We start from the raw sequence: 12,644 nt of genomic DNA on the forward strand, positions 1-12,644 counted from the left end.
CTGTGTGAGCATGGAGACCCACCGAAGCCCGTGAGGACCGTTCATGGCCGAGCACCGCGACCGCGTCACCATCGCCGTGCCGACGTTCCGCCGTCCCGCCCTGCTGGCGGCGCTCCTCCCCCTGCTCGTGGATCAGGCGCGCGACCTCGCCGGCGACGGCACGCTCACCGAGATCGTGGTCGTCGACAACGACCCGGAGGCGGGGGCGCGACCCGTCGTGGAGGCCGCGGCCGCGCGCGCGGCGACCGGCGACCGTCCCGTCACGGTCCGCTACGCGCACGAGGCCGTGCCCGGCATCGCGTCGGCGCGCAACCGCGCACTGGACGAGGCCTCCGGATCGGACCTCCTCGCCTTCATCGACGACGACGAGCGCCCGCGCCCCGGCTGGCTGCGCGAGCTCGTGCGGATCTGGCGGGCGACGGGCGCCGCGCTCGTGCAGGGCTGGGTCGTCCCGGAGTACGAGGTCGCGCCGTCGTCGTGGATCCTCGCCGGGCGGTTCTTCGTCCGCCGCACCTGGCCGACCGGCACGGAGCTCGGCGTCTCCGCCTCGAACAACGTCCTCCTGGACGTCGCGCAGGTGCGCGCGAGCGGCCTCCGGTTCGCGCTCGACCTCGGTCTGAGCGGCGGCGAGGACACCCTCTTCACCAGCCAGCTCGGCCGGCGGGGCTACCGGATGGTGTGGTGCGCCGAGTCGGTGGTCGACGACCTGGTCCCCGCGTCCCGGATCAGCCGCCGGTGGGTGCTGCGGCGAGCGCTGAGCCACGGGAACTCGGCCGCGGTGGTGCGCATCCGGCTCGCGGGCGGCCCCGCCTCACGAGCGGTCGCCCGCGTCGCCGCGACGGCGGGCGGAGTGGCCCGGATCGCGGGCGGCGTGCTGCGGTGCGCGCTCGGCGTCGTGACGGGCTCGCAAGAGCACCAGGCGCGGGGCTCGCGGGCCGCCTACCGGGGCGTCGGCATGATCGCCGCGTCCGCCGGCCGCGTCGTGCAGGAGTACGCGCGTCCCTAACCGGCCGCTCGACCGCGCGAACGACCAGAGCGCCGCAGGTCGATCGCGCGGCGGTAGGCGTCGAGGTGGCGCAGGCCGGCGTCGGCCCAGCTGCGCGCGCTCAGGTCGGGTCGCTCGTCCGGGTCCAGGGCGGCCACCCGGGTGATCGCCTCGCCGAGGACCTCGGGCGTCAGCCGGTCGTAGCGCAGCACCCACGCCTGTCCGACCTCCCGGGCAAGCGCCTCCGTCGTCTCGTTCCCCGGCACCAGCACCGGCCGATCGAGGGAGAGCGCCGCGAGCACTCCACCGGAGTTGTGCATCTCGCGGTACGGCAGCGCGATCAGCTCCGAGCGGCCGACGAGCTCGGCGATCTCCGCGTCCTCCAGGAACGCCGGCTTCACGCTCACCCGCGGGTCGCGCGCCGCCAGCGCCAGCACCGACTCGGTCAGCTCCTCGGTGGAGGGCCGGCCGGCGACACTGAGGCGCAGCCCGTCTCCCGGCACCGCGCCGAAGACCTCGATGAGCTCCTCCACCCCCTTGTAGCGCCGGATCAGGCCGAAGTACCCGACCCTGCCCTGCTCCCTGGCCGGATGCGGGAAGCGGGCGAACCACTCGCGGTAGTCGCCGTGAAGGATCGTCTCGTGCGCGGAGCCGGCGGGGAACGGCGTCGTCGGGTTCAGCCCGATCCACAGGACCGTGCGCCGGTCGAACCAGCGCAGGAGCGCGCGCTCGCGCCGGGAGATGCCTTGCGGGAGGTGGAGGTTGTGCAGCGTCCGCACGACCGGCGTCCTCGTCGCCCCCAGCCGGAGCAGCAGAACGGCGGTGAGCGCCTGGCGAGCGAGCGACTTGACCGGGCCGTGGCCGGCCACCAGGATCTCCGGCCAGTGGGCGTGGAACACGTCGTAGCGCCCGAGCAGCGCCGACCGCCAGCCGAACGTGCGCACCTCGACGCCGGGGGTCGCCGCCAGGCTGTCCCGGAGCATGACGATATAGGGGTTCGTCGTCGGCCGTGGTGCGGGGAAGGACTGCTGCACCACGATGCGCTCGCGTCGGCTCATTGTGCGACCACCCTAGCTGTGACCCGTCCCGCCGGGTGGACCCCCACTTGTGAGGGTATTTTGTGAGAATCTCTCGTTATTCGCAGCGCGGGTCCCTAGAATCGCGAGCAGGAGCCGCGACCGATCCGCGGCGATGACCCGAGACGCGGAGCGGACAGTGGCCGGCGAAGCACCCACCCTGCACCACCAGCATGTGCGGCTCTACGAGCAGGTGCGCAGCGTGCACCTCGAGCGCGCACGCGAGCTCGCCCCTGCCGCCATCGTCTACCGCGCCAAGCGCTACGACTTCGACCCCGCCCTCGCCGACGGCGTCGAGCTGACCCAGGCCGGCACCCTCGGCGCAGCACGCCTCGTCCTGCGCAGCCGCATCACCCGGGTCGAGATCGACGAGCCGCTGTACCTCGACTCCCTCCCCCGGACCGCCGCCGTGCTGGCGGTGCTGGGGATGAAGCACCTCGCGGGAGCCCCGCGGGCCGAGGTCGCCACGTACGCGATCGAGGACCTCGACCCGTTCGCCATCCGGCCGCCGCGCGTGCGCAGCCGGCTGCGCCGCTCCGTTGAACGGGTCCTCGCCGGCTACATCTGGCACCGCCTCGACACGGTCGTCTACGGGACCTCCGAGGCCGACGTGCTCTACAACTCGACGTTCGCGCACCCGCCGCGCCGCCAGCTCACCGTGGAGGCGCTGCCCAGCCCCTGCCCGTGCGCCGCCGACCTCGCCGTGCGGGACCAGGACAGCGTCCTCTTCCTCGGCTCGTTCTCGCCGCGCAAGGGCTTCGCGGACGTCCTGGAGGCCTGGCCGGCGATCCTCTCCCGGCATCCCGGGGCGCGACTGACCCTCGTCGGCACCGGCGAGCTGCTGTCCGCCGCCCAGGACGCGGCCGCCGCCGATCCCACCATCCGCCTGATCGTGGACCCGCCCCGGTCCGTCGTGCACGAGGAGCTCAGGCGGGCGCACGTGCTGGTGCTGCCCTCCCGGAGGGTGGGCGCGTGGCGCGAGCAGGTCGGCCTCCCGATCGTGGAGGGCCTCGCCCACGGCTGCGAGATCGTCACGACGAGCGAGACCGGGATCGCCGAGTGGCTGATCGACGCCGGCCACGTCGTCCTCCCCGCCGCCATCGACAGCGCAGGCATCGCCGACGGGGTGGTGGACGCGCTGGTCGCCCCACGTGGCGCGGCCGACGTGCTGGCGGCGCTGCCCGGCGTCGACGGCCGCATCGCCGCGGGGCGCGCACTCTTCGGCGACCGGGGGGCGCGCGCATGACGCACGTCCGTGCCGCGCGAACGGACAAGGCGGAGGCGAAGGCCCGCCAGGGCCACGGGCGCGGCGGGATGGTCCGTGCCGTCGGCTCGACGGCGGTGATGAAGGTCCTCGTGATGGGGCTCTCCGGCATCATCGGCATCGTCAACAGCCGCCTCATCATCCAGCACTTCGGCACGGACGCCTACGCGCAGTACGGCCTGCTCGCCGCGCTGCCCGCGTTGCTGCCGTTCGCCGACCTCGGCATCGCCGCGGTCGTCATCAACGCCGTCGCCGGCTCCGACGCCCCCGCGTCCGACCGCACCGTGCGGCGCACGATCGTCACCGCCTTCCGCATCCTGCTCATCTCCGCGGCGGTCATCATCGGGGTGGGCATCGTCATCAGCCTGCTCGGCTGGTGGCCCGCGATCCTCGGAGGCGGCCTGCTCCCCGACGGCGGCAGCCTCGCCGCCTTCCTCTGCCTGGGCACGTTCGCCGTCGTGCTGCCGCTCAGCGTCGGCTCGCGCATCCTGGTCGGGCTGGGCCGCACCAGCACCCAGGTGTCCAGCCAGGCCGTCGTCGCCCCGGCGATGTTCCTCGGTCTCGCCACGCTCGTCGCCGTCTCGGCGCCCGCGGGGAGCTTCCTCGCGGTGCTCTCCTACCTGGCCAATGGGCTGGCCTCCCTGATCTGCCTCGTGATGGCCGCGCGGCTGATCAAGCCGCAGGTGGGCAGGGCGCTGCGCGAGGTGCCGTTCCCGCGCAGGTACCCTGGCGTCCCCGCGATCGGGGTGGCCTGGCCGATGCTGGTGCAGATGGTCGCGCTCCCCATCGCGATGCAGACCGACCGCCTGCTGCTCAGCCATCTCACGACCGGCACCGAGCTCGCGCAGTACAACCTGGCCTCCCAGCTCTTCGGGCTGGTGGTGCAGACCATCGCCGCCGCGGGCATCGCGCTCTGGCCGATCTACGCGAAGGCCCGCTCGGAGTCGCGCATCGAGTCGCCGATGAAGCCGACCCTGTGGTTCCTGGCGGGAGGGCTCGGGCTCGGGCTCGCGCTCGCGGCGCTGTCCCCGCTGCTCACCCACTTCATCGCCGGCGACCGCTTCGCCCTCGACCCGTGGCTGGTCGGCGGCTTCGTCGTGTTCGTCGCGCTGCAGGCCGCGAAGTACCCGGCCGGGATGTACATGACCGACAAGCGCGGACTGACCTTCCAGGTCTGGCCCATCCTGATCAGCGTCCCGCTCAACCTGGCGCTGTCCTGGTGGCTCGTCGGGGTCATCGGCGCGGGCGGCCCGATCATCGGATCCGCCATCAGCGTCCTGCTCTGCCAGGTCATCCCGAACCTCTGGTACGTGACCCGCGACCTCGGACGCCGCCGGGCGGAGCAGCCCGGCGGCGTCGAGGTGCGCTGAGCGCACGGTCAGGGGCGCAGGGTCACCAGGCCCCGAGGTGCGCCGTGCCCGTCGCATGGCCCACGAGCGCTGCGATGGAGGCCGGGAGGCCCGCAGCGGCACGGGACGCCGAGGCGTCGAGCTGCGTGGTGGACTGGACGGGCGCGCTCTCCACGAGGGTGCTGTGCGCGTCCTTACCGGTCGCCGCGGTGAACGCCGCGAGGGTGTCGTAGACCGCCGGGTTCCCGGCGCCGCGCGACCAGACCCCGAACCACGTCGGTGCGCTGGTCGAGGGCCGGCGATACAGGTTGTCGTCCGGGTCGATGCCGAGCTGAGCCGCGGAGAACGTGTGCGAGTAGTCCTCGACGCACAGCAGGCAGTTGCCCGAGCCTCCCGAGATGATGTTGTCGCGGATCGTGTCCGGGCCGGTGATCCACGTCATCGTCGGGTCGGGGAACACCTGACGCGGGTCGTGCCCCGCATCGCTCGCGTTGTTCCCGCGGCGCGCGTCCTGGGTGATGTCCAGGTTGCGGCCGGTGTTGTCGGTGAGCGTGTTGTTCCAGACCTGCACGCCGCCGCCGATGTCGTCGAGCTTGAGCCCGTCCGAGGTGTTGCGCGACACCACGTTGTCCGCGATGGTCGCCGTCGCCGAGATCTCCAGGACGATGCCGTTGCCCGCGTTCCGCAGCGAGTCGTTGTGGACGACCGTCATGTCGTCGACCGACTCGTCGAACCACAGGCCGTGGGACAGGTTGTCCACGAACGCGCTGTTCTCCACCGTGACGGTGCGCGAACGGGTGATCTTCACGCCGCCGGAGACCGGCGAGGTGTTGAAGTGCTCTGCGTCGTTGCCGGACGCGAGGACGCCGTTCAGCGTCAGGCCGTCCGAGTAGTTCGCCTGCACACCGAGGAGGCCGTTGCGGGCGACGGTCACGTCATGCAGCGTGTTGCCCGCTCCGCCGAGCGAGACACCCGTGGTGGCGTTGTCGGTGAACGTGACGTTCTCGAACGTGGCACCGCCCTGATAGTCGGTCACCGCTCCCATGTCCGGCACCGAGGGCGCGTAGCGGCGGATGTCGACGCCCTTCAGCGTGAAGCCGGCCGACCCGACGGTGATCGCCTTCTGCAGATCGCTCGCGCGCACGTCCGCGCCCGACGGGTTGGTGCCGAGCACCAGGGTCTGAGCCGCGGTGTCGTAGAAGAACGTCCCGGCGGTGACCTGCGCCGCACTCGCCACCTGGCTCATCGCGGAGCCGCCGACCCAGAGCTGGTCGGGGTGGGACGCCATCGGGTACGCCGGGTTGATCCACTGCCACCCCGGCGTGGTGCCGTCCGCAGCGCCGCGGGTGAAGGTCGGGCTGTCGTCGAAGACGTGGTTCCAGCCGGCCGCCTTCCACACCGAGCCGCTCTGCACCCAGTTGGAGACGACCGTGCTGCCGTCGAGGTAGACAGCCTCCTTCGGGTACGACTGGACGGTGAGCTTCTTGCCCGCCGGGACCGAGAGCGACTCGTGGTAGCTGCCCTGGCGCAGGACGATCGTCGCGCCGCTGGGAGCCACGTTGATCGCCTTCTGCACGGTCGCGTACGGCGCGGCGAGCGTGCCTGCCGCGCTGTCCGAGCCGGACGGGGACACCACGATCGCTCCGGACGGGACCGCGTAGGAGGTGCCGCCGATCGGGGCGGAACCGGTCGTGAAGCGCGTGCCGGTGGTGTCGATCGACGGCGAGGCGGTGGGGGCCGGCCCGGGAGCGGGGACGGACGGCGCCGCGGTGGGAGCGGGCGTCGGTGTCGGCGCGGGCGTCGGAGTCGTGGTCGGAGTCGGCGCAGGCGCCGGGGTCGACGTGACGGCCGTCAGCGCCGACGCCGTGAGCGAGTCGAACTGGACGGGCTGCACGGCCGTGGCCCCCGAGAGGTACGACCACGCGCCGATGCTGCCCGCGCTGCCCAGGCGGGTGGACGACGAGTCGTCGGCCGCGAGCTGCCAGCCCGGCTGCGCGGCGCCCGCGACCCAGGCGCGGGCCTGGAGATGCACCGGGCTCGAGCCTGTGGCCTGGAACTGGAGCTGCACGGCAGAGCCGGCCTTCAGTCCGCTGGCGATGCCCAGCTCGGGAGCGACGGTCGTCTGGGTCGAACCGTTGACCCGCACGATCGCGAGGGTCAGGACGCCGCCCGTGCCGACCCGGATGTTGGCCCGGTAGTACGACCCTCCGGTCGCCCGCAGCTGCACACCGGCGAAGACGCCGTTGCCGCTGGTCGGGATGGTCGGGATGTCGATGGTCGCGGACGTCGTGACGTCGGCGGCCGTGACGGACGGCAGCGAGGCGGTCAGCGTCGCACCGGGAGCGGAGGGCTTCATCGTGCCCACTCCGCTCCCCGTCGAGAACGACGACGCGCTGTTGACGGCGTAGGCTCCCCCGACCGGGGCCGCGCCCCACCCGTTGGAGGTCGTGCGCGAGAACGCGTCCGACACCAGTTGCGGGCCGACCCCATAGGTCGTGGAGGCCGTGGTCGTGGCGGCGGGTGCCGCGGTGGCAGCGGTGGCCGAGATCGCCGGCACGCACGCGGCGGTGACGGCGAAGAGCACTGCCCCGGCGACAGTGATGGGTGCGCGTAGTGATGGCATGAGTTCTCCAAGCTGTTCGGTGGCGCGGTTGCTGAACAGACCGGAGCAGGGCGCCGCCATGACGCGAGGTCGGCGAATCGCGAGCCGGAGACACGGCGACGCCGCCGGGCGGAAGGCCCGGCGGCGTCGCTTGCTCGGAGAGCGGATCAGGCGGTGGGGATCACCACGCACCCATGTGCGCGGTCCCGGCCGGGCGGCCGACGAGCGAGGCGATGGCCGACGAAAGGCCCGTCGCCGTTCCCCCCGTCGACACGTTCGGCTGAGCGGCGCCTGTCGGCGCGCTCTGCACGAGCGTGTTGTGCGCGCCCTTGCCGGTGGCGGACGTGAAGGCAGACAGCGAGGTGTACACCCCGGGGTTGCCCGCGCCGGTCGACCAGATCGCGAACCAGCTCGGCGCGCTCGCGGACGGGCGGCTGTAGAGGTTGTAGTCCGCGTCGATGCCCATCTGGCTGCCCGAGAGGATGTGCGCGTAGTCCTCGACGCACAGCAGGCAGTTGCCCGAGCCGCCCGAGATGATGTTGTTGCGGATCGTGTCCGGGCCGGTGATCCACGTCATCGTCGGGTCGGGGAACGCCTGGCGCGGGTCGTGCCCGGCGTCGGAGGCCCTGTTCCCGCGGCGCGCGTCCTGGGTGATGTCCAGGTTGCGGCCGGTGTTGTTCGTCAGCGTGTTGTTCCAGACCTGCGCGTTGCTGATGTTGTTCAGCTTGAGGCCGTCCGACGCGTTGCCGGACACCACGTTGTCGGCGATCTTGGCGGTGGCCGAGATCTCCACGACGATGCCGTTGCCCTGGTTGCCGAGCGAGTCGTTGTGCGCCACGTTCATGTTGTACGTCGACTCGTCGAACCACAGGCCGTGCGACTGGTTGTGCAGGAACGCGCTGTTCACGACCGTGATGTTGCGCGAGCGGGTGATCTTCACGCCACCGGAGACCGGCGAGGTGTTGAAGTGCTCCGCGTTGTCGTCGGCGGCCAGCACGCCGTCCAGCGTGAGGTTGTCCGCGTTGTTCGCCTGCACGCCCAGGAGGCCGTCACGGGCGACCGTCACGTTGCGCAGGGTGTTGCCCGAGCCGCCGAGCGCGACACCGGTGGTGGCCATGTCGGAGAACGAGTCGTTCTCGAACGTCGCACCGCCCTGGTAGGAGGTCACCGCGCCCATGTCCGGGACGGACGGGGCGTAGCGGCGCACGCCGATCCCCTTGAGCGTGAAGCCCGGGGCGCCGACGGTGATCGCCTTCTGGAGGTCGCTCGCGCGCACCTCCTTGCCGGCGGGGTTCGTGCCGAGCACCAGGGTCTTCGCCGCGGTGTCGTAGGAGAACGTGCCAGCGGTGACCTGCGAGGCGCTGGCGACCTGCTTCATGGCCGTGCCGCCGACCCAGAGCTGGTCGGGGTGGGAGGCCATCGGGTAGGCCGGGTTGATCCACTGCCAGCCGGCGCTCGTGCCGTCCTTGGCGCCGCGGGTGAACGTGGGGCTGGCGTCGAACACATGGTTCCAGCCGGTGGCACGCCACGTCGAGCCGCTCTGCGCCCAGTTGGACACCACGGAGCTGCCGTCGAGGTAGACGGCCTCCTTCGGGTACGACTGGATGGTCAGCTTCTTGCCGCCGGGGATCGTCAGCGACTCGTGGTAGCTGCCGGCGCGGAGCACGACCGTGCCGCCGTTGGGGGCGGCGTTGATCGCGTTCTGCACGCTGCCGCCGGGGGACACCACGATGGCGCCGGCGGGCACGGCGTACGACGTGCTGCCGATGGCCGCCGCGCCGGTGGCGAAGCGGGTGCCGGAGGTGTCGATGGCCGGGTCACCGCTCGGGCCGGGCGCCGGGGTGGACGTCGGCGGAGTGGTGGGCGTCGAGGTCGGGGTGGACGACGGCGTCGGAGTCGACGTGGGCGTCTGCGTCGGAGTCGGCGTCGGCGTCTGCGTCGGAGTGGTCGACGGGTTCGAGCCCACCGGGACCAGCTTCGACGCGGTGAGCGTGTCGAAGGCGACCGGCGTGGCCGCGCTGGCGGCCGACAGGTACGACCAGGCGGCGACACTGCCCGCGGCGCCGAGGCGCGCGGAGGACGTGTCGTCGGCGCTGAGCTGCCAGCCGGGCTGCGAGGCGCCGGCGAGCCAGGCGCGCGCCTGGAGGTGGACCGGGTTGGTGCCGGTCGCCTGGAACTGGAGCTGCACGGCGGAGCCGGCCTTCAGCCCGCTCGCGATGCGCTTCTCCGGGCTGACGACCGTCTGCTTCGCGGTCGAGCCGTTGACGCGCACGATCGTGAGGTTCAGGACGCCGCCTTTGCCGACGCGGATGTTGGCCTGGTAGTACGACCCGCCGGCCGACCGGAGCTGCACGCCGGCGAAGACGCCGTTGCCGCTGGTCGGGATCTTCGGGACGTCGATCGTCGCCGAGGCGGTGACGTCGCCGGCCGAGACCGAGGGCAGTCCCGCGGTGAGCGAGGCGCCCGGCTTCGGGAGGGCCATCGTGCCGATGCCGTTCTTCGCGGAGAAGGACGACGCGCTGTTGACCTTGTATGCACCACCGACGGGGGCGGAGCCCCAACCCGCGGCGCTGGTCCGCGAGAAGTCGTCGGAGACGATCTGCGCGCCGGTCGCGTAGCTGGTCGGGGCGGCCGTAGCCGTCAGGGCGGGGAGGCCGACGACGGCGAGCGCCGTCGCTGCGGCGCCGGCGACGCCGGCGATCAGGATGTTTCGGTTCTTACGGGGGGCAGGGGTATGCATACCGCCGGAGCGGTGTCGGGCTGTTGCCATGGAATGGGGGTTTCCAATGCTGCTCGTCGCGGAGAGCGAGAAAGTGAGACCAGGCCTTCTGCGCGGGAGTATTGAATGGCAACCTATCAGACGCTGCCTGAGAGCGCGCACAGCTCAAGATATTTTATCGCGTGCTAGCGCGCCGCGCCATACAGTATTCACCCCCTCTTCGGGTGGCACTCCTCGTTTCAGCCAGAATGGCAGCATGACGGCATCGACGCGCTTCGAGATCCTCGCCATCTGCACCGGGAACATCTGCCGCTCCCCCGCGATGGACCTCCTCCTGGCGCACGACCTGGCAGGCGCGGGAGGGCGCTTCGCGGTGTCGTCCGCCGGCACGCACGCCATGACCGGCTGGCCGGTCAACCCGCCGATGGACGAGCTGCTCGAGGCCCACGGCGTGGAGGTCGGCGGTTTCGCCGCACGACAGGCCGACACCGAGCTGCTGACCGGAGCAGGCCTCATCCTCACGGCGACCCGGGAGCACCGGGGCTGGGTCACCGACCATGCGCCGTCGACCGTCCGCCGGGCGTTCACGCTCACCGAGTTCGCGGACGCCGTGCGCGGGGCCGACGCGTCGGCGCTCGACCCCGCCGGGCTGGTCGAGTGGGCGGCCGCGCACCGGCCGCCGGCCGGCGTGGTCAGCAGGAGCCGGTCGACGCGACGCGGCTACGCGGAGGGCGACGTCCTCGATCCATACGGTCTCGGCGACGCCGCGTACGAGGCGGCGTTCGCGCAGATCGCGGCCGCGACCCAGGTGATCGCGGCGGCCCTCATCGCCACCAGGAGCTGACCGGCCCCTCGCGCGGCTGCCCCGTTTCCGGCCCGTCCGGATTGGGGGGTGACAAATCCTCACTAATTCGCCACACTAGGTGAGGATACCTCACCCGAAGGGGGCCATCGAAAGTGAGCATGCGCGTCGGCTATGCCGCAGGAGCGTTCGACCTGTTCCACATCGGACACCTCAACATCCTCAAGCACGCCAAGAGCCAGTGCGACTACCTGATCGCGGGCGTGGTCTCCGACGAGATGCTGCGGCTCACCAAGGGCGTCGACCCGGTCATCCCCCTCGCGGAGCGGATCGAGATCGTGCGCCACATCGCCTACGTGGACGAGGCGGTCGCCGAGACCGTCCCGGACAAGCTCGACATGTGGCGGGACCTGCGCTTCGACGTGTTCTTCAAGGGCGACGACTGGCGCGGCACCGAGAAGGGCCTCCGGCTGGAGCGGGAGTTCGCCGCCGTGGGCGTGGAGGTCGTGTACTTCCCGTACACGATGACGACCTCGTCCACGCAGCTCAGGAAGGCGCTCGCGGCCCTCGCCGGCTGAGCGGGGCTACTTCTCGCCCTCGTCGTCCGCGGCTTCTTCGTCCGCGGATTCCTCATCCGAGCCGCCTTCATCCGCGGCGTCGTCGTCCACGTCTTCGTCGCCCGCGTCCTCGCCGTCCTCGTCGTCCACGTCGTCCCCCGCGGCGGCCGCATCGCCGGCGAACCGGTCGGTCGCCTCGATCAGCGCGTCCAGGATTCCCGGCTCGTCGTACGCGTGCCCGGCGTCCGGGACGATGTTCAGCTCGGCCTCCGGCCACGCCTTGTGCAGATCCCAGGCCGTCATCGCCGGCGTGCAGACGTCGTAGCGGCCCTGCACGATGACGCCGGGGATCCCCTCCAGCTTGTACGCGTCGCGGATGAGCTGGTCCTCCTCGAACCAGCCGCCGTTCATGAAGTAGTGGTTCTCGATGCGCGCGAAGGCGACGGCGTACTTCTCCTCGGTGAAGGTCTCGACGACCTCCGGCCGCGGCAGCAGCGTGATCGTGGAGGACTCCCAGCGCGACCAGGCGACGGCGGCCGGACCGTGCACGGCCGGGTCCTCGTCGGCGAGCAGCCGGCTGTACGCGCGGATCAGGTGGCCGCGCTCCGCCGGCGGCACCGGCTCCACGAAGCCCTCCCACAGGTCGGGGAACAGCGCGGCCGCGCCGCCCTCGTAGAACCAGTCCAGCTCGGCCGGGCGCAGCGTGAAGATGCCGCGCACGATCAGCTCGGTCACCCGCTCGGGATGCGTCTCCGCGTAGGCGAGCGCCAGCGCACTGCCCCACGAGCCGCCGAACACCTGCCAGCGCTCGACCTCCAGGTGCTCGCGCAGCTTCTCCAGGTCGGAGACGAGATTCCAGGTGGTGTTCGCCGACAGGTCGGCGTCCGGGTCGCTCGCGTGCGGCAGGCTGCGACCGCAGTTGCGCTGGTCGAGCAGGACGATCCGGTACCGCTCGGGATCGAACAGCCGGCGGTGGGAGGGCGTGGTGCCGCCGCCGGGGCCGCCGTGCAGGAACACCACCGGCTTGCCCTCGGGGTTCCCGCTGGTCTCCCAGTACACCTGCTGGTCATCGCCGACGTCCAGCATCCCGCTGTCGTACGGCTCGATCTCCGGGTAGAGAGTGCGCATGGTGCGACTGTAGCGGCCCGCCACCCGCTCCCCCACGCGCCGCGCCCACCCCCACGCCCGCGCTAGGTGTACTGACCTCGACCGTTGTTGATTCGGTCGATGGGTGTTTGGCCTCCGATGCCGAGGTGGGGTCTGTCTAGGTTGTAGTAGTCGAGCCAGGCT

9 protein-coding genes are annotated in these 12,644 nt (G+C 71.8%); 5 read left to right on the forward strand and 4 right to left on the reverse strand.

Annotation, left to right across the window (positions count from 1 at the left end; translation table 11 throughout):
* The first annotated feature begins 43 nt into the window (after positions 1–43).
* Positions 44–1,006 (forward strand): glycosyltransferase, encoded by a 963-nt coding sequence (locus ACFQ9V_RS11060; RefSeq protein WP_382459210.1) that lies wholly within the window; start codon positions 44–46, stop codon positions 1,004–1,006.
* On the opposite strand, the gene ACFQ9V_RS11065 is transcribed toward ACFQ9V_RS11060, so the two are convergent.
* A complete protein-coding gene (locus tag ACFQ9V_RS11065) occupies positions 1,003–2,043 on the reverse strand; it encodes a glycosyl transferase (protein ID WP_382459211.1) in 1,041 nt (346 codons plus the stop codon). The genes ACFQ9V_RS11060 and ACFQ9V_RS11065 overlap by 4 nt on opposite strands.
* Before the next feature lie 157 nt (positions 2,044–2,200).
* Between ACFQ9V_RS11065 and ACFQ9V_RS11070 the strand changes: the two genes are divergently transcribed.
* Together ACFQ9V_RS11070 and ACFQ9V_RS11075 are read left to right on the forward strand one after the other, a co-directional pair.
* Positions 2,201–3,307: a glycosyltransferase gene (locus ACFQ9V_RS11070; protein ID WP_382459212.1), complete on the forward strand. Its 1,107-nt coding sequence runs from the start codon at positions 2,201–2,203 to the stop codon at positions 3,305–3,307.
* Complete coding sequence (locus ACFQ9V_RS11075; RefSeq protein WP_382459213.1) at positions 3,304–4,695, forward strand: lipopolysaccharide biosynthesis protein; 1,392 nt, start codon at positions 3,304–3,306, stop codon at positions 4,693–4,695. Before ACFQ9V_RS11070 ends, ACFQ9V_RS11075 begins: the two co-directional genes overlap by 4 nt.
* Positions 4,696–4,717: 22 nt before the next feature.
* Here the strand turns inward: ACFQ9V_RS11075 and ACFQ9V_RS11080 are convergent, their stop codons facing one another.
* Together ACFQ9V_RS11080 and ACFQ9V_RS11085 are read right to left on the reverse strand one after the other, a co-directional pair.
* Positions 4,718–7,297, reverse strand: a complete 2,580-nt coding sequence (locus tag ACFQ9V_RS11080; protein ID WP_382459214.1) for a right-handed parallel beta-helix repeat-containing protein — start codon at positions 7,295–7,297, stop codon at positions 4,718–4,720.
* 160 nt (positions 7,298–7,457) lie between these two features.
* Positions 7,458–10,016, reverse strand: a complete 2,559-nt coding sequence (locus ACFQ9V_RS11085) for a right-handed parallel beta-helix repeat-containing protein (protein WP_382459215.1) — start codon at positions 10,014–10,016, stop codon at positions 7,458–7,460.
* A 235-nt stretch (positions 10,017–10,251) separates the two neighbouring features.
* Here ACFQ9V_RS11085 and ACFQ9V_RS11090 point away from each other — a divergent pair, with 235 nt between their 5' ends.
* Together ACFQ9V_RS11090 and ACFQ9V_RS11095 are read left to right on the forward strand one after the other, a co-directional pair.
* The gene (locus tag ACFQ9V_RS11090; RefSeq protein ID WP_382459216.1) at positions 10,252–10,839 is read left to right on the forward strand and encodes a hypothetical protein; all 588 of its coding nucleotides are present in this window, start codon (positions 10,252–10,254) and stop codon (positions 10,837–10,839) included.
* Between the two features lie 113 nt (positions 10,840–10,952).
* Positions 10,953–11,375 (forward strand): adenylyltransferase/cytidyltransferase family protein, encoded by a 423-nt coding sequence (locus tag ACFQ9V_RS11095; RefSeq protein ID WP_382459217.1) that lies wholly within the window; start codon positions 10,953–10,955, stop codon positions 11,373–11,375.
* Positions 11,376–11,381: 6 nt separating this feature from the next.
* On the opposite strand, the gene pip is transcribed toward ACFQ9V_RS11095, so the two are convergent.
* Positions 11,382–12,482 (reverse strand): prolyl aminopeptidase, encoded by a 1,101-nt coding sequence (gene pip, locus ACFQ9V_RS11100; protein WP_382459218.1) that lies wholly within the window; start codon positions 12,480–12,482, stop codon positions 11,382–11,384.
* Between the last annotated feature and the right edge of the window lie 162 nt (positions 12,483–12,644).

The sequence above is a fragment of the Leifsonia sp. NPDC056665 genome, assembly GCF_042791795.1.
Taxonomy (GTDB): domain Bacteria; phylum Actinomycetota; class Actinomycetes; order Actinomycetales; family Microbacteriaceae; genus Leifsonia.

Bases quoted from the DNA above. Each gene is read 5' to 3' on its own strand.
- ACFQ9V_RS11060 (WP_382459210.1), top strand. From the start codon at position 44: ATGGCCGAGCACCGCGACCGCGTCACCATCGCCGTGCCGACGTTCCGC.
- ACFQ9V_RS11065 (WP_382459211.1), bottom strand. From the start codon at position 2,043: ATGAGCCGACGCGAGCGCATCGTGGTGCAGCAGTCCTTCCCCGCACCA.
- ACFQ9V_RS11075 (WP_382459213.1), top strand. From the start codon at position 3,304: ATGACGCACGTCCGTGCCGCGCGAACGGACAAGGCGGAGGCGAAGGCC.
- ACFQ9V_RS11080 (WP_382459214.1), bottom strand. From the start codon at position 7,297: ATGCCATCACTACGCGCACCCATCACTGTCGCCGGGGCAGTGCTCTTC.
- ACFQ9V_RS11085 (WP_382459215.1), bottom strand. From the start codon at position 10,016: ATGCATACCCCTGCCCCCCGTAAGAACCGAAACATCCTGATCGCCGGC.
- ACFQ9V_RS11090 (WP_382459216.1), top strand. From the start codon at position 10,252: ATGACGGCATCGACGCGCTTCGAGATCCTCGCCATCTGCACCGGGAAC.
- pip (WP_382459218.1), bottom strand. From the start codon at position 12,482: ATGCGCACTCTCTACCCGGAGATCGAGCCGTACGACAGCGGGATGCTG.